Source organism: Virgibacillus aidingensis (genome assembly GCF_010994035.1).
In the GTDB taxonomy this organism is placed as follows: Bacteria; Bacillota; Bacilli; order Bacillales; family Amphibacillaceae; genus Virgibacillus_N.
Genome location: NZ_WIXN01000004.1, coordinates 149,107 through 171,383 on the forward strand (window position 1 = coordinate 149,107; position 22,277 = coordinate 171,383).

The following is a 22,277-nucleotide window of genomic DNA, read 5'->3' on the forward strand; positions in this document are numbered from 1 at the left end:
GATTGCCTTCATGGCATTCATTTACAATTTATTTCTGCGGCGCACATCAAGGTATACCGCTATGATCAGTACAATACCTGTAATAAATAACTGGTAGTGCGGCTGCAAATCGATATACGGCAAGCCTACTTTCAGCACACTCATGATAAATACACCGATGACAGTACCAAAAATGGATCCAATACCACCACTGAGCGATGTACCACCAATAACTACCCCTGCAATTGCATCAAGCTCAAATCCTGCACCTTCCCCAGGCAGAATCGTAGTATATGTAGCTGCATAGGCAATACCTGCAATGCCTGCAAAAAGACCACTGATCACGTAAGCTATCGTCTCCCATTTGTTTACATCTACACCCGAGAGTCTTGTCGCTTCTCTATTGCTTCCGATAGAAAAGATATAACGTCCGACCTTTGTTTTGTTGAGGACGATCGCTGCAAGCACAGCAAATAGTATCAAAACAAAAATCCCTATTGGAAAATTATTATCAAGCCGGAATATACTTTTATAAAACCCTTCTTCTGCTCCTCTTAACGGAAAAGTAACACTTTGCACATTTGATATAATGGACCCAAGACCCCGGGCTATCATCATTGTCCCTAACGTTGCAATAAAGGGCGGCAGCTTGAACCTTGCTACAAGCAGCCCATTGAGCAAGCCAAATGTTCCTCCAATTGCGATGATCATGATAAGCGTAAGCCACATTGGCATTCCCATTTGGAAAAGCACACCGCCGATAATGGCAGAACACATCATAACCGTACCGATGGAAAGGTCAATCCCGCCGGTAATGATGACAAAAGTTACCCCTATGGCCAGGAAACCAATATAATAGGATGCATCAAATATACTGACAAGTGTATCTGTTGACCTAAAAGATTCACTGGATATTGCAAAGAATATATATATTGCCACCAAGGCAAGTACTGCAATAAACTTTTGTGAACCAACTACATTTCCCATTGTTTGTTTTAAACCGTTATTATCACCCAACTATATCTCCCTCTTTTCTGGCTGTAGCATAATGCAGGATTTTCTCCTGTGTCGCTTCTTCTATGGACAGCTCTTTAACCTTTCTGCCCTCACACATGACGATAATTCTGTCGCTCATCCGCAAAATCTCCGTTAATTCTGATGAAATCATGATGATTGATTTTCCTTCTTTCACGAGCTCATTCATCAAACTATAAATCTCACTTTTTGCCCCGACATCAATGCCACGCGTCGGTTCATCAAAAATCAATATGTCGCTGTTATGTTCCAGCCATTTTGCTATAACAACTTTCTGCTGGTTACCGCCGGATAAATTTCTTAACAACTGCCTCGTGGAATCGGTTTTTATTTTTAAATCAGCAATATATTTTTCACTGACTTCCTCGATTCTTTTATCATCGATAATCATATTCTTGATATATTTATTAAGCGAAGGCTGCACAACATTATCCGAGACATTCATCCCTGTAATAATACCGAATTGTTTTCTATCTTCTGACAGGTAACCGATTCCATAATTAACCGCATCCTGAGGCTTCATAATGGATGCCTTTTTGCCATTGATATAGATCTCCCCGCTATCTTTCGGATCAGCACCGAATATGAGCCGGGCGACTTCTGTTCTGCCTGCACCCATCAGACCGGAAAAACCTAAGATTTCTCCTTTGCGTAAATCAAAACTGACATCCTCCACGTCTTTGCTGCGCAAATTTTTAACAGAAAGAACAACCTCAGCATTTTCATCCACTTCCGGTTCCTGTTTTGGATCTTCATAAACGACCCGGCCCACCATCATATTGATTAATTCGTCTTTAGTTGTTTCCTTTGTATCTACCTTTCCAACATACTCCCCATCACGCATGATAGTAATCCGGTCCGTAATTTTGAAAATCTCGTCCATTCTATGTGAGATGTAAACAATCGCAATTCCCTTATTTTTCATATTTTCAATGATTTTAAACAACTCGTCTATTTCTTTTTCTGTAAGCGATGCTGTCGGTTCATCAAAAATAACGATTTTTGCATCCATGGAAACCGCTTTTATAATTTCCACCATCTGCTGTTTCCCAACAGTAAGGTTTCCTACTTTTTCTTTTGGGTTTACATCCATATTGAACATTTTAAACAGCTCTATCGTTTTCTCATTTATCTCATGATCATCGGTGAAAAACTTTGCTTTTAGACTTTCCCGTCCGATAAAAATGTTCTGTGCTACAGTTAAATGGTTCATCATGTTTAATTCCTGGTGAACTACAGATATTCCGGCATCCTGCGACTCTTTTGGTTTTTTGAATTCTACTTCATTGCCGTCATAAATGATCCGGCCGGAATCTTTCTCATGAATTCCCGTAAGCACTTTTACCAGCGTAGATTTACCTGCACCATTCTCACCCATTAATGCATGAACTTCACCTTGAGCCAATTCGAATTTCACTTTCTCCAACGCTTTTACAACACCAAAGGACTTGTCAATATCCTTCATTTCCAGAATGGTGTTATTGTCCACTGTCTTCACCTCTCTTACTAAATAACTCCTTTTTTCAAAATCACATTTGCGTATAATGATTTTTCGCTTGTTGTCACGATTGCATATGCCTGTCTGCTTTTTTCATAAAAAGAGAAGCGGTCCAAATATTCTATTTTAGTATTCTTCTCCCCGGATTCTTTTAAAATCCTTTTATAAACATCCCATATTTCCGGGATATAGCTATCCCCTTTGACAACTTCCATCAGCGAAACAGGATATTCGGTATAGGTATCAAGTGTAAAAAGCTCCAGGATGGACTCTAGCAATTCCGGGATTTTCAGCCCGTCACAGCGCACAAGATGATTGGCTTGTGATGCCCCGGGGAAATTTCCGTCCCCGATAACGATTTCATCCCCATGTCCCATTTCCATTAACACTTTCACTAGATCCGGTGATAAATTCTGCGGTATTTTTTTCAGCATTTTATCTTCCCCCGCTAAGCAATATATTTTTAAAATCATCATAATGAAGATTCCATTTCTCATGCTGGTCGGGCTGATAGGATTTTACATCAAAAGATTTTTTGATCACATCCCTTGCTTCAGATACGTTTTTAAATACCTTCTGCGATATCAGCTGGACAGCACTGTTGCCGATTACTGTTGCTTCCACAGGTCCTGCCAATACTTCTATATTGCTTGCATTTGCGACCATCTGACATAAAATTTCTGCCTGCGAACCTCCGCCGACAATATGTACTTGATTGAACTGCTTATTTGTACATTCCATTATTTCTTCAAATACATAACGATACTTCAATGCCAGACTTTCATACACAGTCCGGAAAATTTCGCCATCTGTTTCTGGAATCGGCTGGTTAGTCTTCCTGGCAAACGCTTTAATCTTTGACGGCATATCCCCCGGCAATTGGAAATCAGGGTGATCTGTATCAATAAAGCTTCTGAAAGACGCTGATTCTTCTGCCAGCCTGGTTATCTCATCATAAGAATACTTTCTGCCTTCCTTTTCAAATTGTTTTTTCGTCTCCTGCAATATCCATAATCCTGTAACATTTTTCAGGAAACGGGTTGTGCCGTTGACTCCGCTTTCATTCGTAATATTAAAGGATGCAGACTTCGTTGAGATAATGGGTTCCTCCAATTCGGTTCCGATGAGAGACCATGTCCCGCATGAAACAAACAGGAAATCATCGTCTGATGCAGGCACACCGACAACGGCACTTGCTGTATCATGGGAAGCAGTTGCCACAACCGGGATTTGTGGAATTCCTAATTCTTTCGCAAGTTCCCGGGAAATAGTTCCGATTGTTTCCCCTGGTTTCACCAGTTGTTGAAAGATATCCCCTGGAAGACCGAGCGTTTGAATTATCTCCGCATTCCAAGTTTTCTTGTAAGGGTCAAAAAGCTGTGTAGTCGAAGCGATTGTTTCTTCCGCCCGCTTTACTCCTGTAAGGAAATAATTGAATAAATCAGGCATCAGCAACATTGACTTTGCTTTGTTCAAATCTTCTTTTCTATATTTGTTCAGGTACATTAACTGGAAAATCGTATTGAAAAAGATAATCTGATTCCCGGTCAATTCATATAATTTTTCCCTGGAGAAGAAGCTTTCCACTTCTTCCATCATTCCATCTGTTCTTGAATCACGGTAGTGTACTGGCTTATGTATCAGCGCATCATTCTCATCAAGCAGACCAAAGTCAACTCCCCATGTGTCTATGCCAATACTGTCAATCACAGTATTTTTGCTTATTTTCTTCAGCGCTTTTTTTACTTCGCTGAAAAGTTTCTCTATGTCCCAGGAAAGGGTATTATTAACGAGAATCGGCTCATTTTCGAATCGATGAATTTCTTTTAATTGAACCTTCTCTCCATCATAAGTCCCTAGTATGGCCCGCCCGCTGGATGCTCCAAAATCAAAAGCTAAAACGTTTTTTTTCAATGTACTTTCACCTCAATTCATGATCATTATGTATATTCCAAAATCTACTTTTGTTTTTTCAGCAGACTGGAACGATAGGTTTCTGCGGATAGATTTTGTAAATCAAAACACTCTTCTTCCGTCAAAACTCTGGGTGAACCGAGCATGGATGAGATCGCATAAACCTTTGCTGCTTCTTCCGTTAATTGCATGTAGAAATACGCTTCTTTTACCGTAGTTCCCACTGTAAGCACCCCATGATTACGCATCACTATAGCCTGGCTTTCTTTAACAACTTCACCCACTGCCTCAGCAATACGGTTTGTAGTCGGGATAACATAATCAATATATGAAACTCTTTTTACCATTGCCGGATAATCAGGAAACATTGGCCGGATTTCTTTTCCTGCTGATGAGACTGCAACGGAGTAAGTCGGATGTGCGTGAAGTACAGCTTTGATATCCGGATCCCTTCTAAAACACTCCAGGTGCATTTCCAGCTCGGACGAAGGTTTCAATTCACTTAGAACTTTGCCGGATTCGATTTCAACTTTTACCCATTCTTTTTCAGTAATTTCCTTCAAATCAAAACCGCTCGGCGAAATATACATATACTCCCCATCACGGGCACTTAAATTCCCTCCAGCTCCAACAACGAGCCCGCTGTCTACTAATTTTGCGGCGTATATTGATAGTTCATTCAAAAGGTGCTTCATATGTCATCTTCCCCTTACCTTGATATTCTTTGTGATTTGGTTGTGCTATGTATGAAATGTTTAAAAAGCGATAAAAGTTTAGAGTCATTTATAAATATACAAAATAGGAAAATTCTGTTTATCAGATATATGTTTGTTTTGTTTTTTTTATGTTTGTTTGTTTTGATATTTAACAGTATATCAGACAAAAACAAATTGTGAAAGGGTTTTCTTTAAATTTTTATTATATTTTTATAAGTTAGGGTGATATATATTAATAAGACATAGTATCAGCTGTCTATTTCTCTTAGAAAACATCCCCTTTAGCAGATTCATAAATAGTTTCTATCCTCTGCCTGAAAGGGGATATTTTGTAAATTTCCCTGTAAAAGATTGATTTACTTTCAACAGAGAGCTGTCAGCATGTCAGTGCTGCTATTGATTTACTCCCATTCTTTTATTAATTCTTCGGCCTGGGAGTGAAGAATATTATAGACGTCCAAGGAAATCAGATCGTTGTCCAGCTGATGGTCAAGTAAGATCTTAAAGCCCTCCATATGACGAACGACTTTTTCGGACTCTCCTTGTTCCGCATATAGACTCACAGCTTTCATATGAAGATTTAATGAATGAGCTGCTTCATTTTTATCAACATTGTGTTCAATTAACTTTTGTACAATCGAAGTTGTCACTTCTTCGGGCAATGATTGGTGCAGACCAACCTTTGAAATATGAACCGGCGCTCTAGATTGTAATATGCGCAGGCGGAATTCTTTCCCTTTAACTTCCTCATCAAGCACAACTATACGCTTATATCCAATCACTTCATTAGTATAGATTTCTTCCCATTCACCATCACTATTGCGCACATCGATTGCAAAAGACTCTACTTGTTGTCCGTGATTAATATTTTCCTGCAAAGTGATTCTATCAACCGCAACTTCTTCATCCATGGTAAATGTTATACTGCTCGGTGCAGCATCTGCTGCTTCCCAGGACGAATCATAAATTCCATCAGTTAATTTATCAGGATCCGCACCTTCAGCGCCATTTTCTGCATGAATCGCAGCATCCTTAGCATGATCAAGCGCAAAATCTCTTTCTGTAGATTGATGCCATTCCTTCAGCACCTCTACATCCGCGTCTGCAAACTGCCCGCTTGGATCAGGCGGTATATTCAGTAACAGCACGGAATTACGAGCAATGGAATCATAATAGATCTGCCTCAGATGGTCCAAAGATTTTGGCTGCTGGTTGTCATGGTAAAACCAGCCGTTTCGAATACTGACATCTACTTCTGCAGGCCACCATGTCAAATAATCTATTCCATTAGCTGCTGCGTCTGCGAGTACTGAACGGCTGCCCAGGTCTGATTGTTGTGCAGATGGGTAGGTGTATTGGCGTCCATTGGCGTCTGTAGCTGCACCAACAACACTCCACTCATTTTCCCGTGCCCATCCTGATTCATTTCCAACCCAGCGGACATCTGGACCTGATACAGCAATTACTGCTTCAGGAGCGAGCTCGTTAATCAGTTCGTAATAGCTTTCCCAATCATATGGCTCGTGAGCATCACCCGGGATGTGACCTTGAGCCCCGTCAAACCAAACTTCATGAATTTCACCATACTCTGTTAAAACTTCATACAACTGATTTAGAAACATTTCCCCATAATCTGTTGCCGGCAATTCAAACGTAGGTAAGTCGGGATCATCTGCACGATCATCTCCCTCAACCAATGTTGGAATCGTACGCATAGAAGGTTCACTTCCATTGGCAAAAATGCCGTGATGATAATCCGGGTTATCGTGGTGGTATGCATGATGGTCAGCTGGTGATAGATATACACCGACTTTAATATCGTATTTATTCATGGAGTCAACAAATTCGCGAAGTACATCCCCTTCACCATTTCTCCATGAGCTGCTGGCTACACTAAAGTTGGTATACCGAGTTGGGTATAGCACAAATCCATCATGGTGTTTCACCGTAAGAATGGCCATCTCAAATCCGCTTTCCTTCAGTGTACGTGCCCACTGGTCCGTATCGAGATCTGTGGGATGGAACATATTTGGATCCTCATTGAAGCCTCCCCATTCAACTCCGTAATAGGTGTTAATCCCATAATGAATGAAGGCTGTTTTTTCATACTCCTGCCACTGTACTTGCTTAGGAGTCGGACGAACCTGTGAGGCTTTTTCAACAAGAGCCGGCCCGCACTCATTTGGTTTAATTGCTATGCGGTTGGCAGGTTCTAAATCCTCAGGTACTGTACACGGTCCAGCCAGTAAACCAAGATATTGAGCATTGAACTCTCCATCCAATAAAGCAAACGCCACACCATATACATCTCCTGAAAAGCTTGCATCACTGGAATTTTCCGATCCTGCATAACGAATAGCGTTACGGCTTGCGGCTGGAGGTTCGGACAGATGAATAGTTTCACCCAGCTGCTCGTTCCCCAGCCATAATTCTGCTGTAGCTCCCTCGCCCCGGTTATGATAAACAAGCGTGAGATGGATATACTCATCATCCAGTTTTCCTGATGCATCCAATGTTTCTGCCACTTCACTATCAGCTATAACCTCAAACATCTCATCCTCTTCTGACTTACGCACTTGAACAGCTCCGGCCAGATCAATCAACACATCTCCCGAATCAATCGAATCCGGATCCACAAGAACTTCAGCAATACTATCTTTAATGGCCGAATTCTCGTCCATAATGGAGCCATCTGGATTGAAATCGATGAATGAAGCATCACCGCTCATACTGAAGCGGCCAAAATCAGTAATTTCGCCACCTTGAACATTTAGTTCCCCATCCATAACTTCATCCTCTGAAGGAGAATATGCTGTTTCTTCCAATGAACCTAAAGCCCACAATGACAAATTTCTTTCAACATCTGCCACATCCATCGTCTTAATAAGACTAAAATCAAATTCACCATCAAAAGTTGTGGCCACTACATGATTAAAAGATCCTTCAAATCCTCTATCAAGACCGGCAGGATGAACCTCGTTCCCAAATCCGATCGGGTTTTCACTATTTTGATTCAGAAGTGGTGCAGCTTCATCGTGGCTAACTTCCGGCAGTTCCATCCCATTCAGAAACGCTCTCATGGTTGCCCCATTGCCATCCGGTTCATAAACAATTGCAATGGAGTGCTCTTCTCCCTCTTTAGGTGCGGAAACTGTCTCACTGACAGATGTCCAGCCACCATTATGATTAACATCAAATCCATATTCGAGTGTCGTGTTAGAGGTATACCTCACATAGATGTTCCCTCCGATTGAAATTAATGTATCATAATGGCCTGGCTCTGCTTCCGGCGTAAACTCCGCTTCAACGACCAGCGGCTGGTCTATTGAGCCGGATCCCAATGGAGTTCGGGGATCAAAATCCACCCCATCCTGACCGCCATTTAAATATATTCTGCCCTCATTGATTTCCTCATTGGCTGTCCGGCGGGATAATGTGCCATCCATCATCTCCCCGTCCGGATTTGTGTAGACCTTCTCCGTCGAAAATACACCGCCAAAGCTCACATCCAATAATTCATCAGCATCCACTTCTGCAATTGACCCAGATGAAAAGGCATTAATTGGTGTATTATGAAAGCTCATTGTAAACAAACTGACTATTAATGTTAGAATCAAGGAAATATTTACCGCACGACCAAACTTTCCCTTCACATTCTTCAACCTCCTGTTTTTAAAACGTATTTATCAAATGCCGGATTGTCCTGAAGAACCCGGCGATCACCATGCATGAAAATATTTTTGCTCTTCTCAGGTGTCGTGCTTTCATTCCCTTTCGACGTTAAATATTACTTCATCTAAATTCTAAATTATCAACGTTGTAAAGGAACTTTGCTTCAACATGTTCACAAACATGCAACGTTATTATGTTTATGTGCCAACATGTGAATGACTTTTCTGGAAATATTGATTCTATGTTACTAAACCTATTGTTTCATAATGTAAAATCCCATACCTTGGAATCTTCCATCTTCACATACTTATCCCAAAAGATTCTTTCTGTTTCGATAGTAAAACCAGGATACACACTACGTAATCAAAACCAGCATGCGAGCCTCGATACGGGTGTATTCCAAGCACCATCGCCGCAACACCTCTCTTCCCAATTGATTTTTGTTCCCCATAATGACTATTTCTCCCTCCCCGTATTGGTAATAATATGTCTACAACATATCAGGCTCATTTAGCCTGATATGATAGTAACACTAATGAAAATATTCAAAGTTTAATGTTCACCTGGATCATATTCCAAGTCACCTATAGCAGGTCAAAAGTCTATCAAATAACACTATCCATGATTGCGTTTTCATTTTTTACTTTTATTTCCGAATTATAATCTGTTTCTGTCTCTTTACTTTTGTTATATTGATTATATCCAATTAACAAATCAAAATCAACATGTTATTTATAATTTTTTGATAATACTTGATATTCCATAAAGGAAGTGATTTCAGCTTTATAATCTGAAGCCCTTCACAACAATGACTTTCAATGCGTCCGGTTATAAAATAAATGAAATATTCGCATGAGGCAATCATTAAAATTCACTAAATAACTTTTGGAAAAATAAGCTTTCATTCCTTTGTTATTTTTGGATATTATGTGTATATACCGGATTACCCAAATAAAGCAAATAATACAGAACGATATAAAAATCAGCTTTCATTTCTGTTTGGTACAATGTGTTGAATAAAATATGTGCATGCACAACAAAAAAAGAGGTAAAACCAATTAGTTTTACCCCATAAAATGTACTTTTATAATTTAGAGTTTTGTTTTATCACTTGCTTAATAAGCTTATTTCCACTTTTCCAATAGGCTTTTCGCATTTGCCTTGAGCGAGTTATAGGCTTCAATAGAAATGAAGTCATTTTCTTTTTGATGGTCAAGCAGAAGGATGAACCCTTCCATGTGTTTAACGACCTTTTGGGATAATTCATTTTTTTCATAATGACTTACTGCAGCCAAATGGGTTTTCAATAAGCGTGCATCAGAAACCCTTTCAAATTCTCCATTTTCTTCAAATTGCTCAACGAGTACCTTTATATCATCGCTTGAAGGTGTTTCTCTATCTGTCATAATGCTTAACCAAGCATCAGCCCAGTTGCCATGATCACTTCCATTACCATTACCGCCATCTGTGACAACAAGTTTTAGTTCTTTTACCCCTTCCACATTGACATCGATTGTTTTAGCCTCTGTGGCAGCTTCCATCAATCCACTATCAAATAGTTTCTCTCCATCAGCATAAACCTTAAAGACTATACTGGCAGGTGTATTCGGTCCCATATAATCATCAACCCCGACATCTGCCGTAAAGCGGGCATACTGTCCGTCCAAATCATATATGATTTCACTCGGAGCGTGGACACCCAGTCCTTTTTTATAAACCTTTCCATTTATAGTAATCGGTCCGCCATCTCCTGAACCCATTTCGCCGTTACTCATATCACGTTCAACAGGGCCCCAGCCATTATCTGCATTTACCCAGTCTAAGTCACTTACATATATACCCCTGACGATTATATCCGCATTAGCAGATGACACCACTGCATCACTAATTAGAGTATTTACCGGCAATGATTTAGCTCCAGAATAGTCATGAGGCGGCGTAACTTCGATGGTATAAGTTTTTTCTTCCTTGCCGGCTAGATTAAATTCTTGTTCTTCGGACTGTATCGACCAGCCATCAGGTGTCTCAACAACAAGGCTGCCTGAAGTGGCTTCCTTTCGATTATTTACTATAGTAGCTTCTATTTCACCCGAATCTTCATTGCCAATCATAACCTCATTGATATCCTTTAATGTTATTGCAGATTGAACACTGATATGCTGCTTGGCTTCTACCTTTCCTTCTTCCGCCTCAAAAATCGCTTTAACAGTATAAATATCCTTTACCGCATTTAATGGAATATCCATTTCCGTTTGAATGGTATGTGTCTCACCAGGATCTATATTCGGGATATTGATATCGTTTGGTTCAACAGACCAATTTTCTGGTGTTGTCAGAAAAACCTTTCCGGTTGAAATCGGCTGAGTACCCTGATTCGCTATTTCCACCTCAACAGGTACCTTATTTCCGGCAATTGATTCGCCCGGCATTTGGAAAGAAACATCCAGGTTTGAAACTATTTCGTATGTTTTTCCGGGCTGGATATCAAAGCTGATTATATTGTCCTCTTGTACAAAAGGAATTTCCTTGTTATTCTCTTTATCCAGAATGCTAAAAGGTTCATCAAACACAGAACTCTTCAATTGAATTGACTTTTCTTCATTCTCTTCATCAGAAGACAGTAATATTTCCGTTGGTACTTTATTTTTCCACTTAACATCAACCGTAAATGCCCCGCGGGCACGGAGACCTTTATAACTGCCATCTTCCCATGCATCAGGCAATGCAGGTAGTAATTCAATAACATCTGTATGGCTTTGCAATAACATTTCCGCTACGCCTGCAGTTGCTCCAAAGTTCCCATCAATTTGAAATGGGGGATGCGTATCCCATAAATTGTCCAATGTACTATTTTTTAACTGCTCCGACAGCATTTTATGAGCACGATTTCCATCTAACAAACGGCTCCAGAAATTAATTTTCCAAGCCTTACTCCAACCTGTGCCCCCATCTCCACGTGCATTTAACGATACTTCTGCTGCTTCTGCAAATTCAGGTGTCATTTCTGGTGAAATTTGATTACCTGGATGTAGTGCAAAAAGATGTGATACATGACGATGTTCGTTATTTGGATCGTCCAAATCTTCTTTCCACTCTTGCAGCTGGCCCCAAGAGCCAATTCTTAAACCTGGATCAAGCTTTTCCTTTGCATCCAATAACTCTTTACGAAATTCTTTATCTACCTCTAACACTTCAGTCGCCTCAAGTGTGTTGGTAAATAAATCCCAAATGATTTGCTGAGACATAGAAGCTCCGGCACGGAATGATCCCTGTTCAGGTGAGTAACTTGGTGATGCCACTAGTTTTCCGTCTCTAGGGTCTTCAACTAAATTGTCCAACCAAAATTCTGCTGCTTCTTTCATAATTGGATAGGCTTCTTCTTCTAAATATTCTGTATCACTTGAGAAAAGATAATGCTCCCATAACGGTTGGGTTAGCCACGCCGCTGCTTCGGGGAAGTAAAAAGCCGACCACCAGTTTTTTGGCCCTGTATGATCAAAGATATTCATTTCATTATGAGTAACCCAACCGGCTGCACCATAATGAATTTCTGCCGTTTCTCTTCCACGCATACGCATTTTATCAACATAATCAACAAGTGGAGGAACAGTCTCACTTAAGTTAGTTACCTCTGAAGGCCAATAGTTCATTTGAACATTAATGTTTGTGTGATAATCTGCACTCCATGGCGGAGAGGTTGAATCATTCCAAACGCCTTGTAAATTTGCCGGAAGTGAGCCATCCCTTGATGAACTAATTAACAAATAACGTCCATACTGGAAAAACAATGACTCCAATGTACGGCTATTCACGTCATCTTTATCTCCGGTATAGGTATCTAATAATTCATTTGTTGGAATATCAGCAATGTCTTGACCGATGTTTAGTTCAACACGATCAAACAATTCTTTATAATCTTCTTGATGTGTTACAAGTAATTCATTGTATGATTTTTCTGCCGCTGCATTAAGCGTCGAAGTTACACGTTCATGCGGATGTTCTCTTTTATACGCCGGATATTTTTGCTCATAATCTGTACCGGCAGTTAATAAAATGGTGACTGAATCTGCTCCATTTACCTCCACCTTATCTGATTTGGTTTCTAAGGTTCCGCCTTCGTTTTGTATAAGCATCTGTGATTCAAATGCCATTTCATTATCCAAATTACCAGTCATTTGCAAACGTCCATTTCTGGCCGTTATTTCCGTATCATCATGCGGCGTTGTGAATTTACTTGAAAATGTTAATGCTCCTGGTTCACTTGCTGTTAAGCGCATCACCATAACATTATCCGGATAGTTGGCAAAATACTCGCGTTTATAAGTGATGCCGTCCTCTGTATAAATAACTCTTGCTATACCATCCTCTAAATCAAGTTCCCTCAGATAATCCTCCGTGTTATTTGATGAGGCAAAGTCTAAGTAGATATCACCAAATGTCTGATATGCACCATATGCACGATCTGTGTTCATAAGGTCATAAGCTGCCTCATCCGCAGCATCGAAATTTTGTTCATTTATTAATTCTCGTATTCTTTTCAGTGGTTCCAGATTCTGTTCTGGCCAATTTCCTCCGCGATAGTCTTCCCATTCACCAGGGCCGCCTGTCCATAATGTTTTCTCATTAAATTGAATGCGTTCCTGTGCAACTTCTCCAAAAATCATTCCGCCCATATATCCATTGCCGATAGGGAGCGCCTCATTTTCCCAGCTTTTTGCAGGTTCGTCATACCAAAGTGAAAGATTGTTAGATGGTCTGACAACCCATTCAGCAGAATATGGTTGAGGATGATCTGCATTAACTATTAAACTAGGATTTTCCAGTAAGGGTACTAACAACATAAGAATTAGGATAAACGAAACTATTTTCCCTTTGTTTTTTCTCAAATTTTTACACTTCCTTTAATAAGTAATAGGTTGCTAGAATGTGCCGTATCGGATAGGGTGAGGCTTTTGACCACCCCATCCATTTCATTTGTCATCTAAGCAATTGCTAATGGCATGTTTACTAAAAAAAGCTTACTGTGACAAGGATTTTTTACTGAATACCTTTCCAAATATCCTCCTTTCATTCGGAATAATGCATACACCATATCAGTCTTTTTTACGCTGAAATGATGATAACACAACAACTAGATTCAAGATTTTGCCACCAATTATTACCTCAAAACTTGTTGAATACTTGGTACATTTTCTTTGAAACTGATACCAATATACTTCCAAGGGTAATGATTGCGTTTTCAAAAGTTATTTTTCTTTTGTTTTATACTTTGTTTTTGTTTTTTTATTTTTTATTATGTTGATTGTAACTGATTGACAAATCAAAATCAATAGTTTTATTATAATTTTTTGATAATACTTGCTATTATATTAGTAAGCCGCTTTATTGCACATGAGGCAATTATTAAATTTACTAAATAACTATTGAAAAAAAGCTTTTATTTCTCCGGTATCTTTTGATAAAATGATGTTTCCCTAGAATAACAAAATAAATCAAATAAAACAGAATAATGTAAAAGGCAGTTTTCGTTTCTGTTGTTACAAAACTGCTAACAGGATTCGTACGGGACCGGCACACAAAAAAAGAGGTAAAACCAATTAGTTTTACCCCATAAAATGTTTTATTATATTCGCTGAGTTTTATTTTATCCCTCGTTTAATAACGACCGTTGCCACTGGCTCTTACTCTGATTATATCGGTTAACTGGTTCTTACTTTCGTTAATGGAGAGGCTTTCTCCATATACATTGTAAATGTTTAACCCCAAGTCAAACATGGCATGAATGTCATGGGTACCAGGTGATAACTCAGGTACTTCCGCTTCAAAAATAAAATGATGGTGTCCCGTTTGTTCGACAAGATCAAAGGACACATCGTGGCCTCCGATATTGGCTTGCAAACGTTTATCCCCGATCAGCATCACGTAATCCTCAAAAGCAACCTCAATTTGTACCGTTTCTCCAGGACGATATACAGGAGGCGGCGACTGTATCACTTCCATGGAATCTACTTCCGGAGCTGGCTTTTCTGCCTCCCGCTCCCATTTCAGATATTCGGGGTTAAACTTGAAAAAGTCCATTACAGTGTTGGGTGTACCCTCGTAAAACAGGCCAATCTCTCCATTTGGAAGATTTGCCAGGCTCGAGTAACCGTAGTGGCCGCTTTTCACCAGCTGTTCATATTTCCAATCAAAAGAATAGTTTGTATGGCCATTTTCGTCCACACCATCCTCTTGAATCAGCCCTACTCTTACAGTACCGTTGATTCTGCTAGTAGGATGATTGGCGCTGGAGAAGATAACAGCTTCTTGTCCATCAATTTTTCCATCATACCGAATCGCCGACATTTGACTGTACGGAGCAACCAGAGCCTCTTCCGTTACTACCTCAGGCTGCCAGGTTTCCCCGCCATCTACGCTTGTTGCAACTCGCGCGTACCCTGAATAATTGCGCATAAATAGCTTCAACTGGCCATCCGGCATTTCCACTACCTGTGCTTCGGTAATCTCATGAGCCTGCTCGGTAAAATCTTTTTCATTGATGGTCTCTCCATCTCCTACATGTCTTCCTTCATTTGGAGACTCTCCGCGATGCCACGTTTCTCCGTTATCATCACTGTAAATTACCGCACTGGCCTGTCTGTTATTGTCGTTGATAAAATATACAGGGAAAACAAGTCTTCCTTCATTTTCTCCCTCTTTCAGCTGAATGCCGTTGCCAGGCCCTGCACCCAGAAACATCATATATTCTTCTTTTACCTGATCATTCAAATCTATGGGACCAGTCCAGTTCTCCCCTTCATCATCACTGTAATACAACTCCAGGTACGAAGTTTTTAATGGTTTCAAAGGGGACGTTGCACTGAAAATATTATCTATCTTGTCTCCATTTTCATATAGATCGCGTTTCATATCTACCGTATAACCGGTAACTTCGCCATTTTCATCATAGACTTCTCCATCTTCCCGAATCGTATACTGATTGTCATCCTCATCAGTTAAAAACATATAATCTTTACCGTCAATGGTTGAAAAACCGGTGCCTTTTTCCGTATTAGCTCCGAAGCCGCCCATCAAACCGGCTCCATCAGGCCAACCGTCTACAATCGCGAAAATTCTTTCATTTTCTGTATCTTCCGTGAAGGCCAAATCTATGTTGGAAGCAGTGTCCGGATAGGCATTTATTAAAATACCTTCCTCTTCCCAGGTATCACCCTGATCATGACTCCTTCTTACTGCTGCATGAATATCATTCGGAGAATCCCCAGGCCCTCCGATACGACGATCAATTCCGGCTAAGAGTGTACCATTTTGTGTATAAAACAGGGCAGGAATCCTAAAGTTCGGGGAATCCATAAACCCAGGATAAAAGATACTTTCAGGTTCTGTTACAAAAGCATCTTCCGGCAATGGGTTGCCAGGTAATTCCTCGGATGCTGTCTCGGCAGTGACATTCTTAAGTTCTTCATCCGTCAGCGGCTCGTTATACATTTCCACAAAATCAATATCACCGCTAAATTCATAGTTATTTCCTGATGCCCTGTCTGTCTTCCCGATAAATGCACTATTCGGTTCATAAACATGGCTTAAAAATCTGCGGGGGGAATCTGTATCTTCTTTAATCAACTCCCCGTCCAAAAAGAACTTATATCCTTCTTCTTTATCCATCACCATGGCCGCAGTGTAGACCTCTCCCTCTTCAAAGTCTACATGATCGGAAATAATATGGATATTTTCCTTCGGCTCTCCGGGTGCTTCGTATCGATTTTCGCTTCCTATTCCCGATGATGAAATATAGAAGTGGAAATGACCATCAGAGACATGATTATTACTTAATGAAAAAAGAGACATAATCGATGATCCATCAGACCGAAATCTGGCCACAATAGTACCTTCATCCAAATCTTTTAGCTGGTCCACTTCATGCTCCAGGTTTATGAAATTATCATCTGTAATTGTCTCATTTTCAATATGCAGGATTGGTTCCACACTTCCTGCGGTTTCTGCCTTTGCTGTCTCAGTTGTTCCTGCAAAAGCAAGAATAACCCCAACGAATGCAAATACGATTAGCTTTTTAAAATGTGTCATCAAAATCAATTCCTCCTTAATTTTTACAGCCTCTCCCAATTTAAATCATTCTTTAGCTGATACACGGCACCTTGCAAGTTAGTATCATTGCCATTTTGTGCCATTTTTAATTCTAAGGAGTGTTGGAAGGAAGGCATGATTCGAGCATTCACATTTTTTTGCAGTTTTTTGAGTAAATAATCTCCCTGCTCGGAAATACCGCCTCCAATGACAATCAAAGGAGGGTTAAATATGTGAACAAGCGACTTAATCCCCAATGCAACATCTTCAATCCATTTATCAATCAGCAGCTCCGATGCCCTGTCACCCTGTTTAGCCTGATTAAATAATAGCGGCAAAGAGATACTTGTTTTAAAGTAATCTGCTGCCCGATGTTCCAAAGCACTGCTGGAAGCATATTGCTCATAGCAGCCAGAATCACCGCAAAGACAGGGTTTTCCATCGGGATAGAGTGTCATATGACCGAATTCTCCTGCGGAATATCCTGCACCGGGATAAACCTGGCCGTTCATGACAATGGCTCCTCCGATTCCGGTCCCAAGCGTCATACAAAGAAAATGGCTCACCTCCTTAGCAGCCCCCCGCCAATATTCTCCGAGAGCTGCACAGTTTACATCATTATCAATCATCACCGGCAGGTCAAGAGCTATTTCCAATTCTTTTTTTATATTCAAACCGGTATAACCGGGGAGGGATTCTGTAGCATGGATCACGCTTCCCTCCTGTTTATCGATTTGACCTGCTGTGCTGACAGCTAGTCCGTTTAGTGTATAATCCTTCTGCAGACGTTTGGCAATTTCTATGACCTGGCCAATTACGGCCATACCGCCTTCACTTGCTCTTGTATCCGTTTTCGATTTATAGAGTATATCGCCTTGTTCGTTCAGCACACCATATTTAATACTCGTGCCGCCAATATCAAAAGCACCTGCAATCACCTGTGTCCCCCCATTTCACGTTTTACAATCTAATTAAGCAAGTCCACCAGGAATGTGGATAATTCAGGGAAAAAGATCAACACTACCGTAACAAGAATGAGCGGAATCAGGAATGGCAGGACGCCTCTGTACATGGTGCCCACCGGAATATTACCAACCCGCGACACTACAAATAATGCCATACCCATCGGTGGTGTCAAAATGCCAATCATTAAATTCAGAACGACAAATGCACCGAAAAAGATGGGGTCAACACCGGCACTTGTTACTACCGGAATCAGAACCGGAACGACCAGGACCAGTAACGCAAGCGCCTCCACAAATGTGCCAAGGACAATCAATAATACGCTGATTAACATGAGAAGAAAGATTGGGTTTTCCGTAATACCCAAAAAGCCTTCAGCCACTTTGATGGCCACTCGCTCTCTTGCCACGAATTGGCCAAAAAACTCCACAGCAGCAAGCATCAGCACGACCACTCCGGTCATCTTCAGCGCATCGACGATATTGGCATACACTTTCTTTAACGTCAGTTCCCGATAAACAAAAAAACCAAGAAATAAAGCATAAACAGTACTTACTACAGCAGCTTCCGTCGGCGTAAAAAATCCAGAAAAAATTCCGACGATGATAATTAAAGGAGTCAGCAATGCCCAAAAAGATTTCAGGAAGTTCTCGCCGATCACTTTCAGGCTGGCCCGCTCAAGTACTATGTAGTTCCGTTTTTTAGCAATAATAAACGTAGTTATAAATAGAGATATCGCTACAAGCAGACCTGGAACGAGCCCCGCAATAAACATGGAAGCAACCGAAACATTGGCAAGTGCTGCATAAATAATCATGTTCAGACTGGGTGGAATAATTCCGCTGAGAATCGATGAAGCTGCGGTCAATCCACCGTTAAAGTCATCATCATAGCCTGCCTTCCGCATCGTTCTGATTTCCAGCTGGCCCAGCCCTCCGGCGTCTGCCAGTGATGAACCGGACATACCGGAGAACATTAAACTGGCGGTGATGTTAACATGCCCGACACCGCCGGGTACATGTCCCACCAATGACATGGCAAAATTAAAAATACGGTCCGTGATCCCGGATGAGTTCATCAATGTTCCCGTTAGTATAAAGAACGGAATAGCAAGTAAGGTGAAATTATTGATTCCGCTTATCAGCTGGGCACCCGAGGCGTAAATAAGGCTCCAATCTCCTATAATAAAGTACAATAAAGCAGCCATAATTAAGGTGAAGCCAACAGGAATACCCAGAAATAGTAAGACTAACCATGCGATGAAAATAATTGCTATCTCCATCTATTTCACCTCCTCAGTCTTGCCTTCTCGCCATTCTTTAACTATACGCTCAATCAATCGGTAGATCATAATGAGCGTAAGAATCGGGAGAGCTGCGAACATATAGGCATATGAAATTTGTAAAGTAACGATATTTAAATGCGTCTGACTTTGCAAAATAGGGATACTAATAATAAATACCACTATAAGCGTACAAAGTATTAAAAACTGATTGAATATATACACCCATTTTTGCGCTTTAGCGGGGAGTCTATTAACAAAAACATCAATGGCCACATGACTGTTATCTTTTATACAGGCTGCAATCCCCAAATAACCGGCATAAATGAAAAGAAGTTTGCTCAGTTCCTCTGTCCACACCAAGGGAACTCCAATCCCTTGGCGTGTCAGAGTTTGTACAACCAAAACAACCAGCATGGCCACAAACAAACCGCTTCCAATAATTTCTTCAAAATTGTTATAAATCTTCTTCAACATGCCTGATCACCTTCATGGTTGTTTATTCTCGAGCTTCATCTATGATTTCCATATATTCCTCTGCACCTTCACCAATTTTGTCAAAGTACTTCGGATACGCTTCTGAGACAGCCTCTCTAAATTCTGTCAGATCCGGCTCTGTTATTGTCAGACCTTCCTCTTCAAAGAACTGAACCAATTCTTCTTCCTCTGTTTGGAATAATTCCGTGTGATAGTCTGTCGCTTCTGCAATACCATCGTTCAGAATCTGTTGAAGGTCTTCTGGAAGATCCTGCCACGTCTGTTCACTGACCACATACGTGTTATCATTTACAACATGATTGGTCAATGCGATATAGTCCTGTACTTCATGGAAGCTATTTGCTCTTACGGCAGGAAGCGGGTTATCCTGACCGTCAACCTGATTCGTCTGCAAAGCCAGATAAACTTCATCAAAACTCATCGGTGTCGGGTTGGCTCCCACATATTCCGCATAGTCAAGCAGTGTTTCTGCTTCAGGGACACGGAGGTTCATGCCTTCCATATCCGCCAGTTCATTGATTTCAAAATTGGAAGATGTCACGCGTGTACCGTTATACGCACTGTCAACCACACGGAGACCATGCTCTTCCACTAATTCATTTCGCAGTTCTTCACCAAATTCCGTCTCATAAACGACACGCAGGATGTGATCAAAATCCTCAATTACGTAAGGTACTGCCAAAAGCTCGGAACGCGGGATCCACTGACCAAACCGTCCCATTTCCGATAAAGTGATATCCAATGATCCTTCCTGCAATTGCCCCAGCATGGAAAGGTCATCTCCCAGTTGCGCGTCCGGGTATATGGTGACCGTCAGCTGCCCATCACTTTCTTCCTCCACATATTCTGCCAAATATTCAGCAGCCTCATATTCATTGGACTGGGTGTTCGGCTGCATTCCAAACTGCAGTTCATACGTTTCCTCCGAGCCGCCATTTCCATCACTTTCGCCATTTGAAGCCGTATCGCCCTCATTACCTCCACATGCTGCCATAACGAGCAGCATCACTGCACCTAATAAGAAAATCAGACTTCTTTTCATTACATTCTCCTCCTTATTTATTCCACTTCACTCATTTTTAAAGAAAACTTCCTTGTTATTTCCTGTGGCCTTGTAATCGCACTTCCCACCACGACAGCGGAGGCACCCATTTCCAGCGCCCGCTTCGCTTTATCCGGAGTATCTATATTTCCCTCCGCAATCACTGGTATATCTATTGCCTGCAGGATGGCTTCAAGCGCATCGAGAGGACGGTCACCTTCTGTATCAGCCGTATAGCCGACCAGCGTGGTGCCCACCAGGTCCACCCCCAATTTCTCTGCCTGGATAGCTTCCTGTGCATTGGACACATCTGCCATCAATCTTTGCCCGGGGAATTTTTCCTTCACCTCGTGAATAAAGGTTTCCAGTGTTTCCTTATTCGGCCGGACTCTGTCTGTTGCATCAAATGCGATGATTTCGACTCCCTCTTCATACAAAGCTTGTACTTCCTTAATCGTGGGAGTGATTCTGACTTCACTGTCATCGTAATTCTGTTTTATAATCCCTATAATGGGCAAATTGACTTCTTTTTTTATGGCTTGCACATCGGCCACACTATTGGCCCGAATGCCATTAGCCCCTCCCTGATAGGCAGCCAATGCCATTTTGGACATGATATATGAACTGTGAAGCGGTTCATCTTCTAAAGCTTGACAAGATACAATTAATTTTTTACTCATTTACTAAACTCCCATTGAACTATTTCTGATTTATTCTTCTGTGGATATGATGTTTACAATCTTTTCTGCCTGTTTCCTTTCATCCTCTGTAAGTTCTTTGAAAGGGAATTTCATATAGCCGGCGTCAATTCCATACTGTTTTAATACATGTTTAATAGTTTGATAGACACCGAGTTTTTCCAATTGGGCTATCACTTTATTCATCTGTTTTTGTAAATCTTTCGCCTTTTCCATATCAGCGCTTTTTACAGCTTCATATAACGCAAGCGCTTCCTTGCCTATAATGTTATACGTGCTGCCAATGGCTCCATCTGCTCCGGAAACCGCAAATTGCAGTACCATATCATCAGCCCCGCTGAAGAATACTTTATCTTGATGTATGTCTTTTAATACGGCCAGTTTGGAAAGATCCGTATCCGTGTACTTGACTCCCATCACATTTGGAATTGCCAGTAATTCTCCGTAGTCTTCAATAGAAAATTGTGCGCCGGTAAAGGCAGGATTTGAATAGATAATCATTGGATGATCCGTTTCCTCTGTCAGCCGCTCGTAATAAGCCTTGATTTCCCGAAAGCTGAATTTATAATAATATGGCGTGATCGCAGATAGCGCGTCATACCCGAGCTGCTTGGCATCCCTGCCCAATCGTACTGCTTCCTCTATGTTCAAGGAGCCAATCTGTCCAATCAGCGTGACAGCATTTCCGGCTTCCTCTTTGACTATTCTAAGTAAATCTTTTTTGGCACTTTCATCCATCAGAAAACTCTCTCCTGTGGAACCGCCTACATATAACCCATTCACTTTCATGTCGTCAATATTATAGCGAACCACCTCCCTTAGACCTTTTTCATTGAGTGTACCATCCTTGTTAAACGGTGTTAGCAAGGCTGTAATAATACCTTTCATTGTTGTC

The 22,277-nt window shown here is 41.0% G+C and carries 14 protein-coding genes; all 14 read right to left on the reverse strand.

Going from position 1 to position 22,277, the window contains the following annotated elements; translation table 11 throughout:
• Positions 1–21: 21 nt before the first annotated feature.
• The gene (locus GHD25_RS04925) at positions 22–996 is read right to left on the reverse strand and encodes an ABC transporter permease (RefSeq protein ID WP_240452220.1); all 975 of its coding nucleotides are present in this window, start codon (positions 994–996) and stop codon (positions 22–24) included.
• Positions 989–2,479: a sugar ABC transporter ATP-binding protein gene (locus tag GHD25_RS04930; RefSeq protein WP_164215325.1), complete on the reverse strand. Its 1,491-nt coding sequence runs from the start codon at positions 2,477–2,479 to the stop codon at positions 989–991. Before GHD25_RS04930 ends, GHD25_RS04925 begins: the two co-directional genes overlap by 8 nt.
• 41 nt (positions 2,480–2,520) lie before the next feature.
• Positions 2,521–2,946: an RbsD/FucU family protein gene (locus tag GHD25_RS04935; protein ID WP_164215263.1), complete on the reverse strand. Its 426-nt coding sequence runs from the start codon at positions 2,944–2,946 to the stop codon at positions 2,521–2,523.
• 1 nt (position 2,947) lies between these two features.
• Positions 2,948–4,426 carry a rhamnulokinase gene (locus tag GHD25_RS04940; RefSeq protein ID WP_164215264.1) on the reverse strand — a complete coding sequence of 493 codons (1,479 nt, stop codon included), beginning with the start codon at positions 4,424–4,426 and terminating at the stop codon, positions 2,948–2,950.
• Between the two features lie 44 nt (positions 4,427–4,470).
• Entirely contained in the window at positions 4,471–5,121 is a 651-nt protein-coding gene (locus tag GHD25_RS04945; RefSeq protein ID WP_164215265.1) for a class II aldolase/adducin family protein, read from the reverse strand.
• Between the two features lie 422 nt (positions 5,122–5,543).
• Entirely contained in the window at positions 5,544–8,795 is a 3,252-nt protein-coding gene (locus GHD25_RS04950) for an alpha-L-fucosidase (RefSeq protein WP_164215266.1), read from the reverse strand.
• 1,143 nt (positions 8,796–9,938) lie between these two features.
• The gene (locus GHD25_RS04955; RefSeq protein WP_164215267.1) at positions 9,939–13,655 is read right to left on the reverse strand and encodes a glycosyl hydrolase family 95 catalytic domain-containing protein; all 3,717 of its coding nucleotides are present in this window, start codon (positions 13,653–13,655) and stop codon (positions 9,939–9,941) included.
• A gap of 814 nt (positions 13,656–14,469) precedes the next feature.
• The gene (locus GHD25_RS04960; protein WP_240452224.1) at positions 14,470–16,899 is read right to left on the reverse strand and encodes a sialidase family protein; all 2,430 of its coding nucleotides are present in this window, start codon (positions 16,897–16,899) and stop codon (positions 14,470–14,472) included.
• Between the two features lie 23 nt (positions 16,900–16,922).
• Complete coding sequence (locus tag GHD25_RS04965) at positions 16,923–17,837, reverse strand: ROK family protein (RefSeq protein WP_164215269.1); 915 nt, start codon at positions 17,835–17,837, stop codon at positions 16,923–16,925.
• A gap of 29 nt (positions 17,838–17,866) precedes the next feature.
• A complete protein-coding gene (locus GHD25_RS04970; RefSeq protein WP_205601327.1) occupies positions 17,867–19,144 on the reverse strand; it encodes a TRAP transporter large permease in 1,278 nt (425 codons plus the stop codon).
• Positions 19,145–19,621, reverse strand: a complete 477-nt coding sequence (locus GHD25_RS19790) for a TRAP transporter small permease (RefSeq protein ID WP_205601328.1) — start codon at positions 19,619–19,621, stop codon at positions 19,145–19,147.
• A gap of 22 nt (positions 19,622–19,643) precedes the next feature.
• Positions 19,644–20,684: a sialic acid TRAP transporter substrate-binding protein SiaP gene (locus GHD25_RS04975; protein ID WP_164215270.1), complete on the reverse strand. Its 1,041-nt coding sequence runs from the start codon at positions 20,682–20,684 to the stop codon at positions 19,644–19,646.
• Positions 20,685–20,701: 17 nt separating this feature from the next.
• A complete protein-coding gene (locus GHD25_RS04980) occupies positions 20,702–21,364 on the reverse strand; it encodes an N-acetylmannosamine-6-phosphate 2-epimerase (RefSeq protein WP_164215271.1) in 663 nt (220 codons plus the stop codon).
• Positions 21,365–21,394: 30 nt separating this feature from the next.
• Positions 21,395–22,270 (reverse strand): N-acetylneuraminate lyase, encoded by an 876-nt coding sequence (locus GHD25_RS04985; RefSeq protein WP_164215272.1) that lies wholly within the window; start codon positions 22,268–22,270, stop codon positions 21,395–21,397.
• Positions 22,271–22,277 lie beyond the last annotated feature (7 nt).